This window comes from Blastomonas ursincola, assembly GCF_013607875.1.
In the GTDB taxonomy this organism is placed as follows: domain Bacteria; phylum Pseudomonadota; class Alphaproteobacteria; order Sphingomonadales; family Sphingomonadaceae; genus Blastomonas; species Blastomonas ursincola.
This window is the reverse complement of sequence record NZ_VDES01000001.1, coordinates 64,545-86,915: the sequence shown is the minus strand read 5'-3', so window position 1 is coordinate 86,915 and position 22,371 is coordinate 64,545. Positions and strand designations below refer to the sequence as shown.

Genomic DNA, 22,371 nt, shown 5'->3' with positions numbered 1-22,371 from the left:
TCCGGTCAACTGGCGTTCAGTGACGTCATGCCATCCAAATTCGTGCTCGCGCGGCTTTGACGAAAGCGGCGAGCGCCCTATAGACCTATTGTGCCTGACATCCGTTCGATCTGGAGCCTGACATGACCACCGCCCGCATATCACCCGTAATTCCGCGCCGGATCGGCCTTTCTGCCCGGATGCTCGCTGGCACGGTGATGGCGGCGCTGGTCGCCACGGCCAGTCCCGCAGCGGCGCAGGCCGCTCCGCTGGAACCGCGCGTCAAGAAGCTGGAATCGGAAATGCGCGCGGTGCAGCGCAAGGTCTTTCCGGGGGCCTCGGATCGATTCTTCGAGCCCGAAATCGCAGCGCCGACTGCCACGCCGACCCCCAGCGGTGTTTCGGCGAGCGCGCCGCTGACCGACCTGCTCCAGCGCGTGGACACGCTGGAAACCCAGATCACCCGGCTGACCGCTCAGACCGAGGAGAACGGCTTCAAGATCGGCCAGCTCGAAAAGCGGCTCCTGCAGCTTGAGGAGCAGGCCAAGGCCGCCGCTGCGGCCGCCTCCGCAGCACCCGCACCGACGGCTGCTCCCGTCGCTGCGGGAGCAGGTGCCGCAACGCCGCGTCCTGCAACGCCTGCGGCGGCGAGCGCTGCCGCTGCGGCCCCGAGCGCCGAACGCGTCGCCGCCGTCGCCAAGATCGAGAAGCCGCAAAGCGCCGATGCGGGCGAGGACGCCTATCTGTACGGCTATCGCCTCTGGGAGGCGAAGTTCTTCCCCGAGGCGCAGGCGCAGCTGCGTTTCGCGCTGGAAAAGCATCCCAAGCACAAGCGGTCGAGCTACACCCGCAACCTGCTCGGTCGGGCCTATCTCGACGATGGCAAGCCGAGCGCTGCGGCCAAGATGTTCGCCGAGAATTACGAAAAGGAACCCAAGGGTGATCGCGCGCCTGAAAGCCTCTATTTCCTGGGCGAATCGCTGATCAAGCTCAACGAAAAGCCCAAGGCCTGTGTCGCCTTTACCGAGCTGGCCGAAGTCTATCCCGAAGTGGCGGCAGGACGTCTGTCGGACCGGCTCGCTGCCGGGCGCCGCAATGCCGGATGCAAGTGACGCGGACCTGAATCGCGTCAGCGCGGCCCTCACCGCGCTGACGGGCGACAGCAAGGCGCATCTGCTGCTCGCCGTCTCTGGCGGGCCCGACAGCATGGCGCTGACCGATCTGGTCCGGCGCGGCTGGCCCGGACCGGTCAGCGCGGCGACCGTGGACCATGGCCTGCGCCCCGAAAGTGCCGACGAGGCGGAGATGGTGGCGCGGTTTTGCGCCTCGACTGGCATGACGCACGCGGTGCTCCGCCCCGACCAGCCGATAACGGGAAGCCTGCAATCGGCGGCGCGTGCGGCGCGCTATGCATTGCTCGCTGCGCATGCCGATGCGATCGGCGCGGCCTTCATCGTCACTGCGCACCATGCCGACGACCAGCTCGAAACCATGCTGATGCGGCTTGCGCGCGGCAGCGGGGTGGATGGCCTGGCCGGGGTGCGCGCGCGCAACGGCCGGATCGTGCGTCCGCTGCTCGGCTTTCGCAAGACCGAGCTGGTCGCGCATTGCGAGCGCAACGTCATTGGCTTTGTCGAAGATCCCAGCAACGCGAATGCCGATTTCGACCGGGTGAGGATGCGGCGCGCGCTGCAAGACTTCGAGGGCATCGACCCGCGAATGGCTGTGCGATCGGCACATGCGCTCGCACAGGCAGGCGAAGCGCTCGACTGGATCGCAGCGCGCGAAGCAGACGGCGTTCTGGTGGCCGACCGTCAGGGGGTCCGGCTGGTAGAGACCGGCTATCCGCCGGCATTGCTGCGGCGTCTGTTGCAGATCGCGCTGCGCCGGGTCCAGAGCGATATCGACATGCGCGGACCCGCGCTCGACCGGCTTCTCGATACGCTGGCAGGCGGAGGGCAGGGGATGATAGGCGACGTCCTGTGCGGGCCCGCGGCGGACGGCCGGGGCTGGCATTTGCGGCCCGCTCCGCCACGCGGCGCTTCGACCAAGGGTTCTGCGCCAGAATAATGTCGATCGCAGGCCAAAGCGCGGGCAGATTATATTGTCATTCAGGATTAGCTGCCTATCTTGATCATGGTTTATGGCTGCAAAGGCTTTGAGATGAACGACGATCAGGATCCCGGTTCGAACCAGAACGGCTGGATGAAGAACATGCTCATCTGGGCAGGGGTCATTATCGGCCTGCTCGTGGTCGTGTCGCTCATCGATACGCGCGGCTCGGCCGATCGCGGCAGTTCGATCAGCTATTCCACTTTCCGCGACCGCGTGGCCGATGGCCAGGTCAAGAATGTCGTGATCTCGTCCGATCGCGTGACCGGCACCTATGTCAATGACGAGGCCTTCTCTGCGGTTCGCGTCGAAAACGACCCGACGCTGATCCCGCTGCTCGAGGAAAAGGGCGTCGACTATAGCGGCAAGGCGATTGAACAGCCCAGCCTGCTGGTCGCGATCCTGTTCCAGTCGCTTCCCTTCATCCTGATCATCGCCATCGCGTTCTTCGTTCTGCGCCAGGTGCAGAAGGGCGGCGGGGCGAGCGGCGCGATGGGCTTTGGCAAGTCCAAGGCCAAGCTGCTCACGGAAAAGGCTGGCAAGGTCACCTTTGCCGATGTCGCCGGTATCGACGAAGCGCGCGAGGAGCTGCAGGAAATCGTCGAGTTCCTGCGCGATCCGAGCAAGTTCGCGCGGCTTGGCGGACAGATTCCAAAGGGTGCGCTGCTGGTCGGCTCGCCCGGTACCGGCAAGACGCTGCTCGCCCGCGCGATCGCGGGTGAGGCGGGCGTTCCCTTCTTCACCATTTCGGGCTCGGACTTTGTTGAAATGTTCGTCGGCGTCGGCGCGAGCCGCGTGCGCGACATGTTCGAACAGGCCAAGAAGAACGCGCCGTGCATCGTGTTCATCGACGAAATCGACGCCGTCGGCCGCCATCGCGGATCGGGCCTCGGCAATTCAAACGACGAGCGCGAACAGACGCTGAACCAGCTGCTGGTCGAGATGGACGGTTTCGAGGCCAATGAGGGCATCATCATCATCGCGGCGACCAACCGTCCCGATGTGCTTGACCCCGCGCTGCTGCGTCCGGGCCGTTTCGACCGCCAGGTCGTTGTGCCCGTGCCCGATATCGAGGGCCGCGAGAAGATCCTGCAGGTGCACATGAAGAAGGTGCCGCTGGCTCCCGATGTCAACGCGCGCGTCATCGCCCGTGGCACCCCCGGCTTCTCGGGCGCCGACCTCGCCAATTTGGTCAACGAGGCCGCTCTGCTCGCCGCGCGTCGGGGCAAGCGTCTGGTGGCGATGAGCGAGTTCGAGGCGGCCAAGGACAAGGTCATGATGGGCGCCGAGCGCAAGTCCATGGTGATGACCGAGGACGAGAAGCGCATGACCGCCTATCACGAGGCCGGCCACGCCATCGTCGCGGTGCACGAACCTGCGTCGGACCCGATCCACAAGGCGACGATCATTCCGCGCGGCCGCGCGCTGGGCATGGTGATGCGTCTGCCCGAGCGCGACGTGTACAGCTATCACCGCGACAAGATGTACGCCAACCTCGCCGTCTCCATGGGTGGCCGCGTCGCCGAGGAAGTGATTTTCGGCTATGACAAGGTTTCGTCCGGCGCGAGCGGTGACATCCAGTACGCGACCAAGCTGGCGCGCGACATGGTCACCAAATGGGGCATGTCGGACGAGCTTGGCCCGTTGCAGTACGAGGAACAGTCGGAAGGCTATCTCGGCTATGGCCAGAGCCAGCGTCTGATGATGTCCGACGAGACCGCGCGCAAGATCGATGCGGAAATCCGTAAGGTCGTCGATCAGGGCTATGATCGCGCCAAGCAGGTGCTGAGCGATCATGTCGACCAGCTCCACACGCTGGCGCAGGCGCTGCTTGAATACGAGACGCTGAGCGGCGACGAGATCAAGGAACTGCTCGACAGCGGCAAGCTCGACCGGCCCGATGGCAGCAAGGTCAAGCCCGATGTCGCTCCCGGCATCGGCGCAGTGATCCCGCGTGCCGGCAAGCGCAAGGGGCCGTTCCACGATCCCAAGCCGCAGGGCGCCTGATCGCTCCCTTGCGGGCCAGACAGGGCCGATAGTGTGCGTATCGGTATTATTTTGATGACGGCGCTGGCGCTTCAGGCACCGGCGCCGTTGTCGCAACCAACCCCCATGCCGATCGAGACCGTGCGTGAATTCCTTGTTGCTGCAAAGGCCCTGATGGCGAAAGGAGCAGGCGGGGTAGGGACTCCCGAAGCGGACGCGGTACGGCAGACCATACAGGATGCGGCCAAGGCCTATCGCGCCGCGCTGGCCGAAAGCGCCAGCCGGGGGGAAGCGGTGCCCAGCTGTCCCCCTCCGCCCGGCCAGGCACAGCTTACCATTCCCGATCTGATCGGAGACTTTCAGGCTTTCCCGGAAGCCAATCGCGACATGCCCGTCACCACCGCCTTTGCGCTGGTCATGACCTTGCGTTATCCTTGCGTTGCGGCGCAAAAATGAGGTCATTTGCCGTTCATCAGGCAATGATAGACAGGCTGCGAGATCATGGAGGGAGCATGGGCATGAAGCGGGGCGTTCAGGCGGGCATTCTTGCAGCGGTGGTGATGCTGTCGACCGGAGCGGCATCGGAAATGACCGTGGGCGAGTTTCTGGCGGGAATGAAAAAGGCTGAAAGCATGGGACCTGCTGCCTTGCTGTCGAGCGACGTGCGCGCCTTGCGGGCAGAGTCGGACCGGGTACGCGAGCTGTATGTGGCCGACATTACCCGGCAGAAAAAGGCGGGCGGCAAGATGCATAGCTGCCCACCGGCCAGCGACCGTCCCAAGATGACCGGCGAGGAACTGCGCCAATATCTCAGCAGCCTTCCTCCGTCGGCGCAGAAAAAGCCGTTCCGGGTCGCGGTCTACGACCTGATGAAGAAGAAATTTCCCTGCAAGTGACGCTGTGCGGCAGGCGCCCCCCGGCTTGGCGGCGCGGAGGGCGATGAAGCTCAGGCGGCGAGAAAGCTTTCGAGCCGCCCGCGAATGATCTGCTCTGCCTCGGTCATGATCCGGTCGATCAGCTCCTTGCAGGTGGGGATGTCGTGGATCAGGCCCGCCACCATGCCGCAGCTCCAGGCGCCGGCATCCATGTCGCCTTCCATCATGATCCGCGGGTAGACGCCCGCGACCTGCTCGATGATGTCAGTGAACTGAAGGTCCTTGCCCTTTTCCTTTTCGATCACCAGCAGCTTTTCCACCGCCTCGTTGGTCAGCACGCGCTCGGTATTTCGCAGCGGGCGCATCACCAGCCGTGTATCGAGCTCGGATGCGGCCACGATCGCCTGCTTCACATTCTCGTGCACCGGCGCTTCCTTGGTTGCGATGAAGCGGGTGCCCATGTTGATTCCATCGGCGCCCATGGCCAGCGAGGCCACCAGCGAACGCGCATCGGCCTGGCCACCCGAAGCGACGAAGGGAATGTCGAGCTCGTCGGCGGCGCGGGGCAGCAGGATCATGTTGGGCACGTCGTCCTCGCCCGGATGCCCGCCGCATTCGAAGCCGTCGACCGAGACCGCATCGCAGCCGATCGCCTGGGCCTTGAGCGCGTGGCGCACGCTGGTGCATTTGTGGATTACCTTGACGCCCGCGTCCTTGAGATAGGGCAGCACCGATTGCGGATTGTTGCCCGCAGTCTCCACCGCCTTGATGCCGTTTTCGATGATGACGCGGACATAGCCCGGATAATCGGGCGCGGTGAGCACGGGGAGAAAGGTCAGGTTCACGCCGAACGGCTTGTCGGTGAGCGCCTTGCACTTCTTGATTTCGGCATCGAGATCTTCGGGCGTCTTCTGCGTGAGGCCGGTGATGATGCCGAGGCCACCCGCATTCGAGACCGCCGCGGCCAGCTCGGCAAAGCCGACATAGTGCATGCCGCCCTGGATGATCGGGTGTTCGATGCCGAACAGCTCGGTAATGCGGGTCTTCATGAGGCTCTCTCCTGTATTTCTGTGATTGTATCGAATGCTCAGACGAACAGCGCGACCGACTGCATCGCGGTCATCACGGGTTCCAGCCGGCTGTTCCACACCGTCATGTACTGGCTCGCCGCGCCATGATGCGCGTGGTGCGTCACCGATTCGAGCAGCCACCAGCCGTTGTCGGTCTCGGGCGCGTCGGTGAGCAGGTTGACCTGCCAGTTCATGCTGCTGACCGGCCCCGCAACATCCATCAGCCCCATAGCCGAAGGCGGCAGGCCGTCGCCGATCGCCAGCAATTCGGTCATCGCATCGAGCCCCTCGCGCTCGGCAAAGCGGTGCCAGTTGGCGAGGCGCGGCGTGTTCATCCCCAGCTCGAGCCGCTTTTCCGGATATTCCATCTGCGAGGTGAAGAATTCGGGCGGTCCGCTGCGCGTCGTCCCCTCTGCCGGCGGCGGCGCGACATCGGGGCGGTGCACGCCCTCGAACTCGATCCGGCTCTCGCGCTTCGACATGAAGATGAAGGTGCCGATAAAGCCCAGGCCCTCGGCGCTGCGGATCTTCACTTCGACAAAGGCGGTGTTGCGGCCACGGCGCAAGAGGTCGGTCGAGATCATCAGTTCACCCGCCAGCGGGCCGACAAAGGCCACCTGGGCGGAGCGCAGCGGTGGCGCATCGGACACGGTCAATCGCGCGGCATGATGCGCCAGCGCGGAGGACAGGCCGCCATAGCAGGTGCGGCCCTGCATCCAGCATGGAGCGACGGAAACGGTCCAGCCATTGTCGGCGCGGACGAACGAAGCGAGGGTCTGAGCGAGATTCATCGCGCGATTAAGACCAGAGAATTCCGCCCGAATCCACCGGAAATTTGCCGCATTGCGGCTGCCGTTACGGATCGCTTGATATCAGGAGAGGGGAAGGCTGGTGGGCGTAGGAAGGATTGAACTTCCGACCCCTGCGATGTCAACACAGTGCTCTACCACTGAGCTATACGCCCACGCTTTAGCCTTGCTGCCGGTGCTGTGCGCCGCGGCAAGGGCGGTCCATTACAAAGAGCTTGGCGCTCGTGCAAGCGGTAAATGAAGCCGCGGTCCGATTATTGCGTCAAAGGCTCTGCGCGAAGGTACCGCGCGAGAAGACACGATCGACTTCGAGCACCAGATCCTTGAGGTGGAAGGGCTTGGACAGCACCCGCGCGCTCGGCGCGGCCTGCTCGGCCTTGAGCGTGACCGCCGCGAATCCGGTGATGAACATCACCTTGGTATTGGGCGAAATGCGGCCGCAATGCTGGGCCAGTTCGATCCCGTCCATTTCGGGCATAACGATATCGGTCAGCAGCAGATCGAAATGCTCGTCCTGCAGCAGCGGCAGCGCCGCCGTGCCGCGATCGACCGATACGACCTCGTAATCCGCCTTTTCCAGCGCGCGCTGCAGATAGGTCCGCATGGCTGCATCGTCTTCCGCCAGCAAAATCCGCAACATCCCCACTGTCCTCCATGGAAGCTTTCCGGGTCTTGTATGCCCCAGGCGGTTAAGATTTTCCAGCCAGCCGCCTACCTTGTTTGCGCGATGCCCCGAAGCAGGACAGCGACTGGAGAGGAAGTAAACGCAAGCCGGCTGGGGCAGTTGCATGGTCTCTGCCTTTGACTTGGCCGAAGCTTTGGCGCATGCCGTTGCGCCATGGACGACGCGCCCAGCCAAGCCGCGATGCCATCGCGCCATTTCAGCCTGGAAGGGGTGGAAGGGGCGCGGCTGCCGGTGCTGGTCGCGGTTCCGCATGCCGGGCGCGATTATCCCGACGAAATTCTGCAGAATTCGCGCGTCGCTCCCGAAATACTGGAGCGACTCGAAGATCGGCATGCCGATATGCTGCTGCCCGATCTTGTGAAGCTGGGATGTCCGACCCTGGTCGCGCATGCCGCGCGCGCCTGGATCGACCTCAACCGCGCGCCGAGCGAGATCGATCCGCAGATGGTCGCGGACGCACCGCGTACCGCCTTTGCCCAGCCCAGCGCCAAGGTGCGCGGCGGTCTGGGGCTGGTGCCGCGCCGTCTGGCTGACCATGGCGAGCTCTGGCGCCGGCCCTTTGCGCAATCGGCGATCGCCGGGCGGATCGCGCAGTTGCATGATCCTTATCACCGCACGCTCGGCCAGGCGCTGGCCAGCCTCAGGGCGCGATTCGGCTGTGCGCTGCTGATCGACCTGCACTCGATGCCGCCGCTGCGGCCGGAAGGCCCGGCCAGACCGCCGCAGATCGTGCTTGGTGACAGGTTTGGGCGGTCCGCCGACGGGGCTCTGTGCGATCTGGCGCTAAGGACCATGGCGCGGTCGGGATTCGAGGTGGCACTCAACCATCCCTATGCCGGCGGCTATGTGCTCGATCGGCACGGGCGCCCTGCAAGGGGGATCCATGCGCTGCAGGTCGAGATCGACCGCAGCCTCTATCTGGCAGCGGATCTCAAGCAGCCAGGGCCCGGTCTTGCGCGGGTGAGCGCCGCGCTGGCACATCTCGTCGGCACCCTGGCGCAAGACATGCTGCGCACCGATCGCGGTTCCGACCTCGCCATCGCCGCCGAATAACCTACTGAATTCAAGAAAAAACCGCCTCGTGACGGATCACGAGGCGGCCAAGGTTCAGGGAGGAGGTGCACTAGTGCACCTGTCGGAATGCGAAAGGGGGGGAAGCATCCCGACACCAATAATCTAGGACAATCGCTGGCCGACTTCAATGGCCGGAACCGTAAAATTTCTGTCCATGCGAATATTCTTGCTAATGCGAGCGAATCGCAATAACTTGGGCCAGTCGCTGCGATGAAGCGCGGCGACGGCAAAGCGAAGGAGTGGTCATGGGCTTTTGGTGGCAAGACATGCTGGATCGACCGGCCGAACTGGGATCTGCAACGCTGGTCGAGGCAAGGCTGGTCGTGGCGCTCAGAATTGCGGTGTTCGCGCACAAGTCCGGCACCGACCCCGCGCCGCATGTAGCGGCAAGGCTGGGCAGCACCGCGCTGTCCAACCAGCTGTCGCTGGTTGTCGAGGCGATGGGCCAGGCCTGGCCAGAACCGTTCTGCGTTTCTCGCCCGTGCTGCGCACGGCTCTCGCCCGACGAGACAATGTTTGTCGCGATGGTGCGCAGCGCCGCGCGCGGCAATCGCGCTGCCTTTGATCGACAGGCGCGCGAGATGCTCGGCGAGGATGCACGCAACCTCATCTATAACCTCATGTGGCAGATGGGCAGGATGGTCGCTGCGGACGCGTGAGCTGCCTGGTCAGCCGGTCTCGTTGACATAGCTGCGGATAAATTCGGCGATGGCATGGAAACCGTCGCTGAATGCCGCACCGGTGCGCCACAGGGCCGCGATCGAGCGACGTGCATTCCATCCGGCAATGTCGAGCGTTGCCACGACTTCCGCGGCCTGGGTTTCGGCGGCCATATAGCGTTCCGGCAGCAGTGCCAGGCCGATGCCCGAGCCCACCATCTGGCGGATGCTGTCGAGGCTCGTGCCTTCGTAGTCGTGGAGAATGTGTGCGCCGACCTGCTCGCAGATGTCGCGCGTCTGCCGGTGGAAATGGTGGCGCCGGTCAAGCGTCAGAAAGCCTTCGCCCTTGAGCGCGTCTGCCGGAATGTCCTTCTGCCCGGCCAGCCGGTGATCGGGTGGCGCGATGACGAACATGCGTTCGCTGAACAGCGGTTCGACCACGATTCCCGTCGCATCGACCGGCATCGGACACAGCATCATGTCGAGCTCGCCGCGCATCACCTGCCGGACCTGATCGTCGGGAATGCCTTCGCGAATGTGCAGGCGAAGATCGGGCTGTTCGCGGTGCAGCCCGGCCACGATTGCGGGCATCAGATAGGGGCCCAGTGTCGGGGTCACGCCGAAGCGCAAGGTGCCGCCGATGCCCTTGCCCGCGCGCCGCGCGAGGTCGGAAAGGTCGCGTACCTGGACAAGGATGCCGCGCGCGCGTGCCGCTATGTCGCGCCCTAATGGAGTCAGCTGGACGTCCTGGCCGCTCCGGTCGATCAGCGATGCACCGAGCCGCGCCTCCAGCGTGCGCAGCTGCTGGCTGAGCGTCGGCTGCGATACATGGACCGCAAAGGCCGCCCGTCCGAAATGGCGATGGTCGTCCAGCGCGACCAGATATTGCAATTGGCGAAGACTAGGCATGTGCGACCCCCTGCTCGATAGAGGATGTCTATCGAATCATCGTCGTCCTTTCAAATGGAAACAATGATACGTTGTGCCATATACCATGCATGACAAGCAGCGGAGCAAACCCCTCCCCGAACCGCTCCAACCCAACTGCTTGAAAGATGCCGCAGCTTGAACGGACACCCCAAAGCTGCGGATAGGGTGGTGCATCGGTCCGCCGAGGTCGCAGCTTAGCCTCCGATGCGCCACCCGCCTATCTCGCCGGTTCGAGCCGGCCCTCGGGGTGCTTGCCCTCCCTCCGCAATCTGTTAGCCTCGACCCACTCGCGCGATCGGTACAGCCGGCGTGCCATCCTTGGGAGGGGACGTCATGCGGCAATTGCAGGGCATGGACGCATCGTTCGTCGCGCTGGAGCAGCGCAACGCGCCTATGCATATCGGATCGATCCTGATCTACGATCCGTCGACAGCACCCGGTGGGTTCGTCCGGTTCAAGGATATTCTGGCCTTTTTTGAATCGCGCATGCACCTGTCGCAGACTATGCGGCAGCGGCTGGTCAAGGTCCCGCTCAATCTCGATTATCCCTATTGGATCGAGGACCCGGATTTCGATCTAGAATATCATGTGCGCCATGTCGCCTTGCCCAAGCCGGGCGACTGGCGGCAGCTGTGCATCCAGGCGGCGCGCATTTTTTCGCGCCCGCTCGATCTCACGCGCCCGCCTTGGGAGTTCTGCGTGGTCGAGGGGCTCGACAATATCGAGGGCGTGCCCAAGGGCAGCTTCGCGATGATCACCAAGGTGCACCATGCCGCGATCGACGGCATGTCGGGGATCGATCTGATGGATGCGCTGCACACGCTGCGCCCCGGCGATCCGCCGCCGCCGGCCTCCAGAGCGTGGCGCCCCGATCGCGTGCCCGATCCGCTGGGGCTGTTCCTCAAGGGCTATGCGCGGGCCTGGCTCAACCCCTGGCGGCAGACCGGGGTGATCGCCAAGGCCGCGCCCGGCCTGTACCGCGCCGCCAAGGGGCTGGTGACCAGCGAGTTCAGCCTCAATCCCGCCGTTTCCGCGCCGCGCACGCGCTTCAACGTGCCGGTCTCGCCCAATCGCGTGGTCGAGGGGCGCACCTTCTCCTTGGCCGACGTCAAGGCGCTGCGTTCGCTCTCGCCGGGGTGCAAGATCAACGACGTGTTTCTCGCAATCATCGGGGGCGGGCTGCACCGCTATCTTTCGGCGCATGGCGAGCTGCCCGAGGCGAGCCTGACCGCGATGGCGCCGATCTCGGTGCGCGCGGAGAAGGAAAAGAACACCATGGGCAACCAGGTGTCGGCGATGATCGTGCCACTGGGCAGCCATATCGCCGATCCTGTCGCGCGGCTCGCCTATGTCCACGACCAGACGATCCAGTCCAAGGCGATGACCGATGCGCTCGGCGCACGGCAGATGACCGAGATGAGCAAGGTCTCGCCTGCGCTGTTCATGGCTTTGGGGGCGCAGCTCTATACCCGGCTGGGCCTCGCCAATTACGTCAAGCCGCCGTTCAGCACGGTCGTCACCAACGTGCCCGGCCCACCGGTGCCGATCTATTCGACCGGCGCAAAGATGATCAGCATGCACGGGCTGCTTTGCCTGACCGACGGGCTCGCGCTCGGCCATGTGGTGCAGAGCTATGTCGACCAGGCGACGATCGGCTTTACCGCCTGCCGCAAGGCGATGCCCGATCCCGAATTCTACTCCGAATGCCTGCAGGCCTCGTTCGACGAGCTCATGGCGGCTTTGGCATCGGGTGGGTCCGAAGCGGCCGAAAAGCCTGCGGCGAAGCGCAAGGGGAAGAGCAAGGCAGCCGCATCAGTGTGATTGCGCTGGCAATTGCGGAGCGCAGCTCCATATTATGTGACAGATCGGAGACTCCATGACCGCTACCGCACCTGCCGCCAATCCGAGTGCCGCCAGGCCGCCACACCTCTTCTGGACCCTCAGCGAGGGGCGTGCCCTGGTCGAACTCGGCGCATTCTATGCCTTGCGCGGCCCGCTTGCGATGCTGCCGCGGGGCGATGGCCACAGCGTGCTGGTGCTTCCGGGCTTTCTCGCGAGCGACCGGTCGACCAAGCCGATGCGCGATCTGCTGAAGAGCCTTGGCTATGACGCGCATGGCTGGGACATGGGCCGCAATATCCGCATCGACAATGCGCGCGAGGCGCAGATGAACGAGCTGCTCGACCGCATCCATGCGAGCTCGGGCCGCAAGGTCTCGATCATCGGCTGGAGCCTGGGCGGCGTGTTCGCGCGCGAGATCGCCAAGAACGCGCCGGATAAGGTGCGCCAGGTGATCTCGCTCGGCAGCCCGATCTCGAACGATCGCGGCCATACCAACGCGCGCCGTCTGTTCGAGCGCCTGAACGGCCCCGAGCCCGAACCGCTCCAGGCGGGCCGTTTCCGCAATCTCGACGAAGCCCCGCCGGTGCCGACCACCTCGATCCTCAGCAAGACCGACGGCATCGTCGCCTGGCGCGGATCGGTGCAGAAGCCGGGCCCGCAGACCGACAATATCAAGGTGCTCGCCAGCCATTGCGGCCTCGGCGTCAACCCGATGGTTATGTACGCGATCGCCGATCGGCTGGCCCAGACCGAGGACGGCTGGCAACCCTTCGACCGCTCGGGCTGGCGCGGGCTGCTGTTCGGGTCGGTGAAGGCGGACTGAGGCTAGATACGCATCCCGATCAACTGTTCCGCCGCCAGCCGTCCGGTCTGCGCCGCGCCGTTCATATAGCCGGTGTGCGCATCGGAAAGATGCTCGCCTGCAAACAGGATCGGGCCGGAGGACAGAGGCGCGGTGACCTTTCCATCCTCTTCCTCCACCCAGAAATGCCTCGCGAAGCGGGTGAGCTGGCCGGGCAGGAAGCGCGAATAGGCACCTTGCGCGAAAGGATCCATCGCCCAGGCGGTGCGGCGTACGCTGCGTGCGGCGAGGCCGGGCACGGCGGGTGCGATCTCGCGTTCGCAAACACGCACCATGGCTTCGGGCGAAAGATCGGCCAAGCCCGAGGTCTGGTTGCCGCCGAAAAACCAGGTGAGCACGCCCGCAGGCACCGAATCCTGCCCCGCGCTCGCGCCCCAGAATTCGCTGAACAGTCCCGGATCGCCGCCGGTGCGCGCGGCCCAGGCGGCACCGCCCGCGCCGGTGACCGGTTCCCATGGGCGCGTGGCATAGCCGGCGTTGATCTTCTCGTTGCGCCCGCAGCTGAGCTCGCGCGTCAGCGCCAGCCAGGGGGCGGGGAGCGTGTCACCGAAATCGATGCTGCGGAGCACCTGCGCGGGGGCCGTGACGATGACGCGGTCGGCGACGACCATCGCGCCATTGGCAAAGCGTAGCTCCACCGCCTTGCCCTTGCGCCGCAGCCCCAGCAGCGCATGTCCGGTCCTGATCCGGTCCATCAGCGGCGCAGCCAGCGCGCGCGGGATGGTCGAGGAGCCGCCCGCGAGGCTGTAGCGCTCGTCGCTCCCCGAAATGAGGGCGACACGGTCGGTATCGATCGCGGGCAGGTTGAAGAACAGCTCGAGCGCCGAGACCTCGTCCGGCTCCGATCCAAATTCGGTGCGGATCGTCGCCTCGATCAGCGCCCGTGCGCGCGGGCTCGCGGCGGCCCCGGCGGCATCGAGATACTGCCGCACCGACATCGTGTCGAACCGCGCGCCATGGGTGTCGAAATCCTCGTCCACCAGCGCGGCATCCGCAGCGATGCGCGCGGCCAGTGGGCGGAATTCGGCGATCAGATCGGCTTCGGTCACCGCCTTGCCATCGACCACGAACACCTCGTGCGTCACCATCGCGCCGCGATCGATCAGACCGATGTCGAAGCGCTTGGCCAGCGCCAGGATATCGGCATGGTTGGTGTTCACCAGATGCGCGCCGTCCTCGACATAGAGGCCCGGTTCGGGCAGCGCGTTCGAGGTCAGGACCCGGCCCCCGACACGCCCGCGCGCTTCGTAGATCGTCGCATCGAAACCGGCGGCGACCAGCCGGTCGAGCGCGACCAATCCGGCGAGCCCCGCGCCGATGATCGCGATGCGGCTGCGCTGGCTGATCCTGGCTTCGGCAGGCTCGACCAGGGAAGGGGCCAGGCCCATCGCGGCAATACCAGCGAGCACCTGCCGTCTGTCCAGCCCGGGCCCTGATCCGTGGACGGTATCGGGCGCGGCCTTGGCCAGCAGTCCCCAGACAAAACCCGTTCCGCGCATATGCCGTGCCTCCCCCTGCAGACGCTACGGAAGGTGAGGGTGATCCCAACGCCGCGTAGCGTCAAGATTAATGGCAGATTGGGCAAATCGGGCTGGACATTGGCGCAGCGCACCCCAAATGACGCCCACCATTAGGGAGCGCGCATGTTTCACAGTCTCTGGGCTCAGCTGGCCCTTGCCATGTCGGCGCTCGCCGGCACCGCCGCCTTCGCCGACGCGCGGCGCATGCGCCGCACCAATTTCGACCGGGTCGGCTTCATGCCGTGGACCAGCATCTCGATGCTGGCAATTACCGGGGCAATCATCTCGGCGGCCTTCGCGCTGAAGGGCTTCTGATCAGAGACAGGCCTCGAGAAACGCCTGTTCGAAGCCGAACTGGCGGGCCTTTTCCAGCGTATAGGGGCGCAGGCCCGTCGAGCGATATTCGCCGATGATCTTGCCGTCGCTGCCTTCGTCCAGATATTCGAACTTGAACAGCTCCTGGGTGACGATGACCTCGCCCTCCATGCCGATCACCTCGGTCACGTTGGTCACGCGGCGCGAACCGTCGCGCAGGCGTTTGACCTGGACGATGATGTCGACCGATTCCGCGATCTGGCGGCTGATGGCTTCCTTGGGGATCTTGATGTCGCCCATCAGGATCATGTTTTCCATACGGCCCAGCGCCTCACGCGGGCTGTTGGCGTGGAGCGTACACATCGATCCATCGTGACCGGTGTTCATCGCGGCGAGCAGATCGAAGCACTCCGCGCCACGAATTTCGCCCAGAATGATGCGGTCGGGGCGCATACGCAGTGCGTTCTTGACGAGATCGCCAATGCTGATCGCGCCCTTGCCCTCGAGGTTCGGCGGACGCGTTTCCAGCGGCAGCCAGTGCGGCTGCTGCAGGCGGAGTTCTGCCGCGTCCTCGATGGTCAGCACGCGCTCGCCCGGATCGATCATCTTCGACAATGCGTTGAGCATCGTCGTCTTGCCCGAGCCGGTACCGCCCGAGATGACGATGTTGAAGCGGCAGGCGCCTGCGATCTTGAGCGCGGTCGCCATCTTTTCCGACATCGCGCCCCAATCCTTCAGATTGTCGAGCGTGATCGGTTTCTCGGAAAACTTACGAATCGAGATCGCAGTGCCGCGCAGCGAGAGCGGCGGGATGATGACGTTGACGCGGCTTCCGTCCTTGAGGCGGGCGTCGGCGAGCGGCGTCGTCTGGTCGATGCGGCGGCCGACCTGGTTGACGATCCGCTGGGCGATCTGCAGCAGATGCTCCTCGTCGCGGAACTGGATCGGCGCGATCTGCAGCTTGCCCTTCTTTTCGATATAGGTCTGCTCAGGGCCGTTGACCATGATATCGGTGATCTCGGGATCGTTGAGCAGTTCCTCGAGCGGGCCGAAGCCGAGCAATTCGTCGATCAGCACCTTTTCCAGCGCGAACTGCTCGCGCCGGTTGAGGGTGAGCTTGAGCTCGGCAAGAACCTCGAGGATGATCGGACGGAATTCCTCGGCCAGCTCGTCCTTGGTGAGCGTGGCAGCAGCTTCCGGATCGACTCGCTCGAGCAGGCGCGGCAGCACCTGTTCCTTGATCTTGTGGACCGACGCCTCGAACCCTTCGACCTTGGGCCCAGTATCCGCGATCGAGTTGGCGCGATCCGAAAGGCGCGTCATCGCGTCGTTCAGCGCCGCACTCTCCGGCGTCATGTCGATCATGTCGAGACCGGGCAGATCGACGGAATCGAGATCGGGGAACTGGTCGCCGCCCATATCGAGCGACAGGCCCAGCCGCGCTTCGGGCGGCGGGGTGGCCGCGCCACCCTTCATCGGGCGGGCGACGCCAAAGCTCGGCCGTGCGCCGGGCCCCATCTGTCCAATCCCATTCTTTCTGCCAAAAGCGCTCATGGTGACCGATTTTCCCGGATTGTGTCGGTGGCAGCCGGAAGCCGCCTGATATCTCATGGTGAATAGCCCGGAAACTTTGACAATGTCCTAACAGCAGGTTCTGCTAGGCCCTTGCCGCGCCGCACCTGCCCCGTTGGTGCTTGCATCCGTGCCAATATCGGGCATTAAGCCGGGCAAAAGTTAACAACTGACCAGCAGGCGCGACGACTTGGCCGAAAATACGACGAACGCCGGGGAGAGCGACGGCGCAGGCCGCCATCGCGGCGCAGGAATGCTGTTTGCGCTGCTCGGCTTTGCGCTGCTGTCCTGCGGGGACGGTCTGATCAAGTCGACCGCCGGTCAATGGCCGGGGATGGCGGTGGCCGCCCTGCGCTTCACGCTGGGGGCGATAGGCCTGGGGCTGGTGCTGCTGATCCGGGAGGGGCCGCAAGGTTTCCGTTTTCCGCGACCCAAGGTGCAACTGGCGCGGGGCTTCTTTCTTGCCGGGGCGACGGTAACCTTCTTCTCCAGCATCTTCCTGATGCCGCTCGCCACTGCCACTTCGATCCAGTTCATGGCACCGTTGCTTACAGCAGTGATCTCCTCGATCCTGTACAAGGAACGCCTGAGCCCGGGTAGGTGGGTGGCGACACTGATCGCCTTTGTCGGCGTGATGATCGTGCTGAGGCCCAGCTTTGCCGATCTGGGCCCTGCGGCGCTGCTGCCGCTTGCCGCTGCGTTCGGGATGAGCGGGCTGATGATGAGCAACGCGCGAGCCGCAGGATCGGGCAGCGTGCTGCTGATGCAGTTCCTGGTCGCCGCCGTCGCCGCGCCGCTGCTGATTCTCTATGCCGTGCTGGGCCACCTGTCGGGCATGCCTTCGCTGCACATCGGCTGGCCAAGCTGGTATGTCGTGATCGTCTGCGCCACCGTGGCCGTGTCGGCCAGCTTCAGCCACATGTTCGTTTATCTCGCCACCGCGCGCAGTTCGGCGGCGACCGTGGCGCCCATGGTCTATGTGCAGATCATCGTTGCCATCGCGATCGGCGTGGTCTTCTATCGCGACTATCCCGATCTCGTCGCACTGGCGGGTACCGGGGTGATCATCGCCAGCGGCATCTATCTGCTGCGCGACGGACGCAGATAGGGAAGGGCGATCATGGCGCTGACGGGTTTGATCATCGGGCTGGCAATGCAGATGGCAAGCCTGCCTGCTCCGCCGCCGCTGCCCTGCTGGATCGAGGGCCGCTGGGTTTCGGAAGAGGCGGACGGACGCTGGACCGAGGAGAACTGGACCGGCTGCCGCGCCGAGACGATGCTCGGCACCGGTCGCGGCGGCCGCGGCGACGAGGTCACCACCTATGAATTCATGCGCATCGCGCGCAACGAGAATGGCGATCTGATGTTCTACGGCGCGCCGTTCGGCAACCCGGCTGCGGCCTTCCGCGCGGTCAAGGGCGGTCCGGCGGAGATCGTGTTCGTCAATTCCAACCACGAATATCCGCAGCGCATCCGATACTGGATGGAAGGCGACATGCTGATGGCCGAGGCGAGCATGCGCGACGGCAGCAAACCCCAAGCTTGGCGGTACAAGCGGATCAAGTAGCGACGGGCAAGGACTTCGTCATTCCCGCGAAAGCGGGAGTCCCGCTTAGTCGTCGACGTCGCGTGCGAAGCGGGACCCCCGCCTTCGCGGGGGTGACGATAAAGCTTTAGGTTTGAACGCTTGAAATCAGCCCGAGACGCGCTCGGCCAGGATCGTCAGACCCTTTTCGTTGACCTCGGCAAAGCCGCCTTCAATCGCGATGGTTTCCGGCTGCGCGCCTTCGCTCTTGTAGATCGACACCAGGCCGTCGCGGACGGTTGACATCAGCGGCGCATGGCCTTCCAGCACGCCGAACTCGCCCTCAGCGCCGGGCACGACGACCATGTGGACCGCTTCGGAGCGGACCAGCTTTTCGGGGGTGACGAGTTCAAAATGCAGTGCCATTTCAGCTTCCTTTAAGCCCTCTCCTCTTGAGGGGAGAGGGTTGGGAGAGGGGATGTGCGCCAGCCCCTCTCAACTTCGGCTAGGCCGCTGCGCGACCAAGCCTCCGTATCTCTCCCCCTCGGGGGAGAGAGCAGTACTCGATTACGCCGCTTCCGCCAGCGTCTTGGCCTTTTCGATGGCCTCGTCGATGCCGCCGACCATATAGAAGGCTGCTTCGGGCAGATGGTCGTATTCGCCGTCGACCACCGCCTTGAAGCTCTTCACGGTGTCTTCCAGCGACACGAACTTGCCGGGGATGCCGGTGAACACTTCGGCCACGTGGAAGGGCTGCGACAGGAACTTCTGGATCTTGCGCGCGCGGGCAACAGTGAGCTTGTCCTCCTCCGAGAGCTCGTCCATGCCCAGAATGGCGATGATGTCCTGCAGCGACTTGTACTTCTGCAGCGTCGACTGGACCGCACGGGCGGTTTCGTAATGCTCGACGCCGACGACGCGGGGCTCGAGAACGCGGCTGGTCGAATCGAGCGGGTCCACCGCCGGATAGATGCCGAGTTCGGAAATCGCGCGGTTGAGCACCGTCGTCGCGTCAAGGTGCGCGAACGAGGTGGCAGGCGCAGGGTCGGTCAAGTCGTCCGCAGGCACGTAGATCGCCTGCACCGAGGTGATCGAACCCTTGTTGGTCGAGGTGATGCGCTCCTGCAGCGCGCCCATGTCGGTCGACAGGGTCGGCTGATAGCCCACGGCCGAAGGAATACGGCCGAGCAGCGCCGACACTTCCGAACCCGCCTGGGTGAAACGGAAGATGTTGTCGACGAAGAACAGCACGTCCTGGCCTTCCTGGTCGCGGAAATATTCGGCGATGGTCAGACCCGAGAGAGCGACGCGGGCGCGGGCACCCGGGGGCTCGTTCATCTGGCCATAGACCAGAGCCACCTTGGAACCTTCGCTGATCGCTTCGCCAGCTTCGTTCTTGGCGATAACGCCCGCGTCGAGGAATTCGTGATACAGGTCGTTGCCCTCGCGGGTACGCTCACCCACGCCGGCGAACACCGAGGTGCCACCATGGCCCTTGGCGATGTTGTTGATCAGTTCCTGGATGAGCACGGTCTTGCCCACGCCGGCACCGCCGAACAGGCCGATCTTGCCGCCCTTGGCATAAGGCGCGAGCAGGTCGATGACCTTGATGCCGGTGACCAGGATTTCCGATTCGGTCGACTGGTCGACGAATTCGGGAGCCTTGGCATGGATCGGCGCCGAGGCCTTGGCGTTGATCGGGCCGCGCTCGTCGATCGGCTCGCCGACGACGTTCATGATGCGGCCGAGCGTTTCGGGGCCCACGGGCATGCGGATCTGCGCGCCGGTATCGGTGACGTTCTGGCCGCGGACCAGGCCGTCGGTGCCGTCCATGGCAATGCAGCGCACGGTGTTCTCACCCAGGTGCTGGGCGACTTCGAGCACCAGACGCTGGCCGTTGTTCTCGGTTTCCAGCGCGTTCAGAATGGCGGGGATTTCGCCGTCAAAGGTCACGTCGACGACCGCGCCGATGACCTGGCTGATCTTGCCGATATTGTTGGTGGTTGCCATGAGCTGTTTCCTGCTTTCGGACGGTTAGAGGGCTTCGGCGCCCGAGATGATTTCAACGAGTTCGGTGGTGATCGCGGCCTGGCGGCTGCGGTTATATTCGATGGTGAGCCGGTTGATCAGATCGCCCGCGTTGCGCGTGGCGTTGTCCATGGCGGTCATCGAGGCACCCTGTTCGGACGCGGCATTCTCGAGCAGCGCACCGAAGATCTGCGTCGTGACGTTGCGCGGCAGCAACTCGGCGAGGATTTCCTCCTCATCGGGCTCGTACTCGACCGCAGCTTCGCTCGCGACCGCGCTGCCCGCCGGAATGGCAACGGGGATGATTTGACGGCCGATCGGCTCCTGCAGCAGCGCCGAACGGAACTTGCTGTAGAAGAGGTGGGCGACATCGAATTCGCCCTTTTCGTACATCGCGATCAGCTCGGCCGAGATGGCCTGCGCTTCGGCAAAGCCCTGGTTCTTCAGCGCCGTGGTGTCGAAATAGCGCACGATCTGCTTGGGATAGTCGCGGATGATCATGCCGCGGCCCTTGCGGCCGACGAGATAGAACAGCACGGTCTTGCCGGCGGCTTCCAGCTCGCGCGCCTTCAGCTTGGCCGCCTTGACGATGTTCGAGTTGAACGCACCGCACAGACCGCGATCCGACGAGGTCACGATCAACAGATGGACCTGATCCTTGCCGGTTCCGGCCAGCAGCTTCGGGCTCGAATCGCTGATCGAGATCTTCGACGCCAGCGAGGCCATCACGCGCTCAAGCCGCTCCGAGTACGGGCGCGCAGCTTCTGCCGCGGCCTGCGCCTTACGCAGCTTGGCGGATGCCACCATCTGCTTGGCCTTGGTGATCTTCTGGGTCGACTTGACCGAGGCGATCCGGCCCTTGAGTTCTTTCAGACTGGCCATGGTGTCCTAACTTCAAACCCTGTTCGGTCCCCCGCTCATGCGAGGGGCCAATTCCTGCTCATCGTCCCGCACCAGCGGCGGGGGATGGCCCCCTGCTTGCGCAAGGGGCCAGCAGTTTACGCAAACGTCTTCGCGAAGGCGTCCAGCGCAGCCTTGAGGCCGGCCTTGGCATCGTCGCCCAGATCCTTGGTTTCGCGGATCGTGGCTAGCAGGTCGGCATGGTCGGTGCGCAGGAAGCTCAGCATCGCGGCTTCATATTCGTTGACGCGGTTGACCGGCAGCGCATCGAGATAGCCGTTGGTGCCGGCGAAGATCGAGGCGGTCTGCTCTTCGAACGGCAGCGGGCTGAACTGCGGCTGCTTGAGCAGCTCGGTCAGGCGCTGGCCGCGATTGAGCAGCTTCTGGGTCGAAGCGTCGAGGTCCGAACCGAACTGCGCGAACGCTGCCATTTCGCGATACTGGGCCAGCTCGAGCTTGATCGAGCCCGACACCTTCTTCATCGCCTTGGTCTGTGCCGCCGATCCCACGCGCGACACCGACAGACCGACGTTGATGGCCGGACGGATGCCCTGGTAGAACAGGTTGGTTTCGAGGAAGATCTGGCCGTCGGTGATCGAGATCACGTTGGTCGGAATATAGGCCGACACGTCGCCCGCCTGGGTTTCGATGATCGGCAGCGCGGTCAGCGAGCCCGAACCGTTGGCCGAGTTCATCTTCGCAGCGCGCTCGAGCAGGCGCGAGTGGAGATAGAACACGTCGCCGGGATAGGCTTCGCGGCCCGGAGGACGACGCAGCAGCAGCGACATCTGACGATAGGCAACGGCCTGCTTCGACAGATCGTCATAGACGATCAGCGCGTGCATGCCGTTGTCGCGGAAATATTCGCCCATGGTGCAGCCGGTGTACGGCGCAAGGAACTGAAGCGGAGCCGGCTCCGAAGCGGTCGCGGCGACGACGATGGTATATTCCATCGCGCCCGATTCTTCGAGCTGACGCACGATCTGCGCGACGGTCGAGCGCTTCTGGCCGATGGCGACATAGATGCAGTAAAGCTTCTTGCCTTCATCGTCGCCGGCATTGGCGCCCTTCTGGTTGATGAAGGTGTCGATCGCGACGGCGGTCTTGCCGGTCTGACGGTCACCGATGATCAGCTCGCGCTGGCCACGGCCGACGGGCACCAGCGCGTCGATCGCCTTCAGGCCGGTCTGCACGGGTTCGTGCACCGAAGTACGCGGGATGATGCCCGGCGCCTTGGTCTCGACGCGCATGCGCTTGTCAGCGACGATCGGGCCCTTGCCGTCGATCGGGTTACCCAGACCATCGACCACGCGGCCGAGCAGGCCCTTGCCGACGGGCACGTCGACGATGGTGCCGGTGCGCTTGACGACATCGCCTTCCTTGATCTCGGCGTCCGAGCCGAAGATCACGACGCCGACATTGTCGGCTTCGAGGTTGAGCGCCATGCCCTGCACGCCGTTCGAGAACTCGACCATTTCACCGGCCTGAACGTTGTCGAGGCCGTGGATGCGCGCGATGCCGTCGCCGACGCTCAGCACGCTGCCCACTTCGGACACTTGCGCATCCGTGCCAAAATTGGCGATCTGATCCTTGATAACCTTGGAGATTTCTGCGGCACGAATGTCCAT

The 22,371-nt window shown here is 64.4% G+C and carries 22 protein-coding genes and 1 tRNA gene; 12 read left to right on the top strand and 11 right to left on the bottom strand.

From position 1 onward, the window contains the following. Positions 1-122: 122 nt before the first annotated feature. The 5 genes from FG486_RS00435 to FG486_RS00415 all read left to right on the top strand — a co-directional run bounded on the left by FG486_RS00435 (position 123) and on the right by FG486_RS00415 (position 4,973). Positions 123-1,091 (top strand): tetratricopeptide repeat protein, encoded by a 969-nt coding sequence (locus FG486_RS00435; protein ID WP_241695538.1) that lies wholly within the window; start codon positions 123-125, stop codon positions 1,089-1,091. Beyond that, a complete protein-coding gene (gene tilS / locus FG486_RS00430) occupies positions 1,075-2,049 on the top strand; it encodes a tRNA lysidine(34) synthetase TilS (protein WP_181266028.1) in 975 nt (324 codons plus the stop codon). Before FG486_RS00435 ends, tilS begins: the two co-directional genes overlap by 17 nt. Positions 2,050-2,142: 93 nt before the next feature. Then, complete coding sequence (ftsH, locus tag FG486_RS00425; protein WP_066284436.1) at positions 2,143-4,098, top strand: ATP-dependent zinc metalloprotease FtsH; 1,956 nt, start codon at positions 2,143-2,145, stop codon at positions 4,096-4,098. A 33-nt stretch (positions 4,099-4,131) separates the two neighbouring features. Beyond that, entirely contained in the window at positions 4,132-4,533 is a 402-nt protein-coding gene (locus FG486_RS00420) for a hypothetical protein (protein ID WP_181266027.1), read from the top strand. 62 nt (positions 4,534-4,595) lie between these two features. Further along, positions 4,596-4,973 carry a hypothetical protein gene (locus FG486_RS00415; protein ID WP_066284423.1) on the top strand — a complete coding sequence of 126 codons (378 nt, stop codon included), beginning with the start codon at positions 4,596-4,598 and terminating at the stop codon, positions 4,971-4,973. Between the two features lie 50 nt (positions 4,974-5,023). Here the strand turns inward: FG486_RS00415 and FG486_RS00410 are convergent, their stop codons facing one another. From FG486_RS00410 to cpdR, 4 genes are all read right to left on the bottom strand, one after another. After that, the gene (locus FG486_RS00410; protein WP_181266026.1) at positions 5,024-6,001 is read right to left on the bottom strand and encodes an NAD(P)H-dependent flavin oxidoreductase; all 978 of its coding nucleotides are present in this window, start codon (positions 5,999-6,001) and stop codon (positions 5,024-5,026) included. A 38-nt stretch (positions 6,002-6,039) separates the two neighbouring features. Then, the gene (locus FG486_RS00405) at positions 6,040-6,813 is read right to left on the bottom strand and encodes a thioesterase family protein (protein ID WP_181266025.1); all 774 of its coding nucleotides are present in this window, start codon (positions 6,811-6,813) and stop codon (positions 6,040-6,042) included. A gap of 98 nt (positions 6,814-6,911) precedes the next feature. Beyond that, positions 6,912-6,986, bottom strand: a tRNA-Val gene (locus FG486_RS00400). A gap of 107 nt (positions 6,987-7,093) precedes the next feature. Further along, positions 7,094-7,471 (bottom strand): cell cycle two-component system response regulator CpdR, encoded by a 378-nt coding sequence (gene cpdR, locus FG486_RS00395; protein ID WP_060978870.1) that lies wholly within the window; start codon positions 7,469-7,471, stop codon positions 7,094-7,096. Positions 7,472-7,669: 198 nt separating this feature from the next. On the opposite strand from cpdR, the gene FG486_RS00390 reads away from it, so the two are divergent. Continuing rightward, positions 7,670-8,569, top strand: coding sequence for an N-formylglutamate amidohydrolase (locus FG486_RS00390; RefSeq protein WP_181266024.1), 900 nt, complete (start codon positions 7,670-7,672; stop codon positions 8,567-8,569). 287 nt (positions 8,570-8,856) lie between these two features. After that, positions 8,857-9,249 carry an addiction module antidote protein gene (locus tag FG486_RS00385; RefSeq protein ID WP_181266023.1) on the top strand — a complete coding sequence of 131 codons (393 nt, stop codon included), beginning with the start codon at positions 8,857-8,859 and terminating at the stop codon, positions 9,247-9,249. A 9-nt stretch (positions 9,250-9,258) separates the two neighbouring features. Here the strand turns inward: FG486_RS00385 and FG486_RS00380 are convergent, their stop codons facing one another. Beyond that, positions 9,259-10,158 carry a hydrogen peroxide-inducible genes activator gene (locus FG486_RS00380; RefSeq protein ID WP_066282332.1) on the bottom strand — a complete coding sequence of 300 codons (900 nt, stop codon included), beginning with the start codon at positions 10,156-10,158 and terminating at the stop codon, positions 9,259-9,261. A gap of 354 nt (positions 10,159-10,512) precedes the next feature. Between FG486_RS00380 and FG486_RS00375 the strand changes: the two genes are divergently transcribed. Both FG486_RS00375 and FG486_RS00370 read left to right on the top strand, forming a co-directional pair. Next, positions 10,513-12,000, top strand: a complete 1,488-nt coding sequence (locus tag FG486_RS00375) for a WS/DGAT/MGAT family O-acyltransferase (RefSeq protein ID WP_241695537.1) — start codon at positions 10,513-10,515, stop codon at positions 11,998-12,000. A gap of 55 nt (positions 12,001-12,055) precedes the next feature. Further along, positions 12,056-12,844 carry a lipase family alpha/beta hydrolase gene (locus tag FG486_RS00370; RefSeq protein ID WP_181266022.1) on the top strand — a complete coding sequence of 263 codons (789 nt, stop codon included), beginning with the start codon at positions 12,056-12,058 and terminating at the stop codon, positions 12,842-12,844. 2 nt (positions 12,845-12,846) lie between these two features. Here the strand turns inward: FG486_RS00370 and FG486_RS00365 are convergent, their stop codons facing one another. Continuing rightward, positions 12,847-14,382 (bottom strand): flavin monoamine oxidase family protein, encoded by a 1,536-nt coding sequence (locus FG486_RS00365; protein WP_181266021.1) that lies wholly within the window; start codon positions 14,380-14,382, stop codon positions 12,847-12,849. 144 nt (positions 14,383-14,526) lie between these two features. On the opposite strand from FG486_RS00365, the gene FG486_RS00360 reads away from it, so the two are divergent. Then, positions 14,527-14,718 carry a hypothetical protein gene (locus FG486_RS00360; RefSeq protein ID WP_137775503.1) on the top strand — a complete coding sequence of 64 codons (192 nt, stop codon included), beginning with the start codon at positions 14,527-14,529 and terminating at the stop codon, positions 14,716-14,718. Here FG486_RS00360 and FG486_RS00355 read toward each other — a convergent pair whose 3' ends face one another. Beyond that, entirely contained in the window at positions 14,719-16,272 is a 1,554-nt protein-coding gene (locus FG486_RS00355; RefSeq protein ID WP_181266020.1) for a TadA family conjugal transfer-associated ATPase, read from the bottom strand. Positions 16,273-16,480: 208 nt separating this feature from the next. On the opposite strand from FG486_RS00355, the gene FG486_RS00350 reads away from it, so the two are divergent. Further along, complete coding sequence (locus FG486_RS00350) at positions 16,481-17,398, top strand: DMT family transporter (RefSeq protein WP_241695536.1); 918 nt, start codon at positions 16,481-16,483, stop codon at positions 17,396-17,398. A 12-nt stretch (positions 17,399-17,410) separates the two neighbouring features. After that, positions 17,411-17,857, top strand: a complete 447-nt coding sequence (locus tag FG486_RS00345) for a DUF6265 family protein (protein WP_181266019.1) — start codon at positions 17,411-17,413, stop codon at positions 17,855-17,857. Between the two features lie 126 nt (positions 17,858-17,983). On the opposite strand, the gene FG486_RS00340 is transcribed toward FG486_RS00345, so the two are convergent. From FG486_RS00340 to atpA, 4 genes are all read right to left on the bottom strand, one after another. Continuing rightward, positions 17,984-18,241, bottom strand: coding sequence for an ATP synthase F1 subunit epsilon (locus tag FG486_RS00340; RefSeq protein ID WP_023838318.1), 258 nt, complete (start codon positions 18,239-18,241; stop codon positions 17,984-17,986). 141 nt (positions 18,242-18,382) lie between these two features. After that, the gene (atpD, locus tag FG486_RS00335) at positions 18,383-19,825 is read right to left on the bottom strand and encodes a F0F1 ATP synthase subunit beta (protein ID WP_023838971.1); all 1,443 of its coding nucleotides are present in this window, start codon (positions 19,823-19,825) and stop codon (positions 18,383-18,385) included. Between the two features lie 24 nt (positions 19,826-19,849). Continuing rightward, complete coding sequence (locus FG486_RS00330; protein ID WP_181266018.1) at positions 19,850-20,725, bottom strand: F0F1 ATP synthase subunit gamma; 876 nt, start codon at positions 20,723-20,725, stop codon at positions 19,850-19,852. Positions 20,726-20,841: 116 nt separating this feature from the next. Continuing rightward, positions 20,842-22,371: a F0F1 ATP synthase subunit alpha gene (gene atpA, locus FG486_RS00325; RefSeq protein WP_066282755.1), complete on the bottom strand. Its 1,530-nt coding sequence runs from the start codon at positions 22,369-22,371 to the stop codon at positions 20,842-20,844.

Excerpts from the sequence above, each read along its gene's own strand:
- FG486_RS00435 (WP_241695538.1), top strand. The coding sequence starts at position 123 with ATGACCACCGCCCGCATATCACCCGTAATTCCGCGCCGGATCGGCCTT.
- tilS (WP_181266028.1), top strand. The coding sequence starts at position 1,075 with ATGCCGGATGCAAGTGACGCGGACCTGAATCGCGTCAGCGCGGCCCTC.
- ftsH (WP_066284436.1), top strand. The coding sequence starts at position 2,143 with ATGAACGACGATCAGGATCCCGGTTCGAACCAGAACGGCTGGATGAAG.
- FG486_RS00415 (WP_066284423.1), top strand. The coding sequence starts at position 4,596 with ATGAAGCGGGGCGTTCAGGCGGGCATTCTTGCAGCGGTGGTGATGCTG.
- FG486_RS00410 (WP_181266026.1), bottom strand. The coding sequence starts at position 6,001 with ATGAAGACCCGCATTACCGAGCTGTTCGGCATCGAACACCCGATCATC.
- FG486_RS00405 (WP_181266025.1), bottom strand. The coding sequence starts at position 6,813 with ATGAATCTCGCTCAGACCCTCGCTTCGTTCGTCCGCGCCGACAATGGC.
- cpdR (WP_060978870.1), bottom strand. The coding sequence starts at position 7,471 with ATGTTGCGGATTTTGCTGGCGGAAGACGATGCAGCCATGCGGACCTAT.
- FG486_RS00390 (WP_181266024.1), top strand. The coding sequence starts at position 7,670 with ATGGACGACGCGCCCAGCCAAGCCGCGATGCCATCGCGCCATTTCAGC.
- FG486_RS00385 (WP_181266023.1), top strand. The coding sequence starts at position 8,857 with ATGCTGGATCGACCGGCCGAACTGGGATCTGCAACGCTGGTCGAGGCA.
- FG486_RS00380 (WP_066282332.1), bottom strand. The coding sequence starts at position 10,158 with ATGCCTAGTCTTCGCCAATTGCAATATCTGGTCGCGCTGGACGACCAT.
- FG486_RS00375 (WP_241695537.1), top strand. The coding sequence starts at position 10,513 with ATGCGGCAATTGCAGGGCATGGACGCATCGTTCGTCGCGCTGGAGCAG.
- FG486_RS00370 (WP_181266022.1), top strand. The coding sequence starts at position 12,056 with ATGACCGCTACCGCACCTGCCGCCAATCCGAGTGCCGCCAGGCCGCCA.
- FG486_RS00365 (WP_181266021.1), bottom strand. The coding sequence starts at position 14,382 with ATGCGCGGAACGGGTTTTGTCTGGGGACTGCTGGCCAAGGCCGCGCCC.
- FG486_RS00360 (WP_137775503.1), top strand. The coding sequence starts at position 14,527 with ATGTTTCACAGTCTCTGGGCTCAGCTGGCCCTTGCCATGTCGGCGCTC.
- FG486_RS00355 (WP_181266020.1), bottom strand. The coding sequence starts at position 16,272 with ATGAGCGCTTTTGGCAGAAAGAATGGGATTGGACAGATGGGGCCCGGC.
- FG486_RS00345 (WP_181266019.1), top strand. The coding sequence starts at position 17,411 with ATGGCGCTGACGGGTTTGATCATCGGGCTGGCAATGCAGATGGCAAGC.
- FG486_RS00340 (WP_023838318.1), bottom strand. The coding sequence starts at position 18,241 with ATGGCACTGCATTTTGAACTCGTCACCCCCGAAAAGCTGGTCCGCTCC.
- atpD (WP_023838971.1), bottom strand. The coding sequence starts at position 19,825 with ATGGCAACCACCAACAATATCGGCAAGATCAGCCAGGTCATCGGCGCG.
- FG486_RS00330 (WP_181266018.1), bottom strand. The coding sequence starts at position 20,725 with ATGGCCAGTCTGAAAGAACTCAAGGGCCGGATCGCCTCGGTCAAGTCG.
- atpA (WP_066282755.1), bottom strand. The coding sequence starts at position 22,371 with ATGGACATTCGTGCCGCAGAAATCTCCAAGGTTATCAAGGATCAGATC.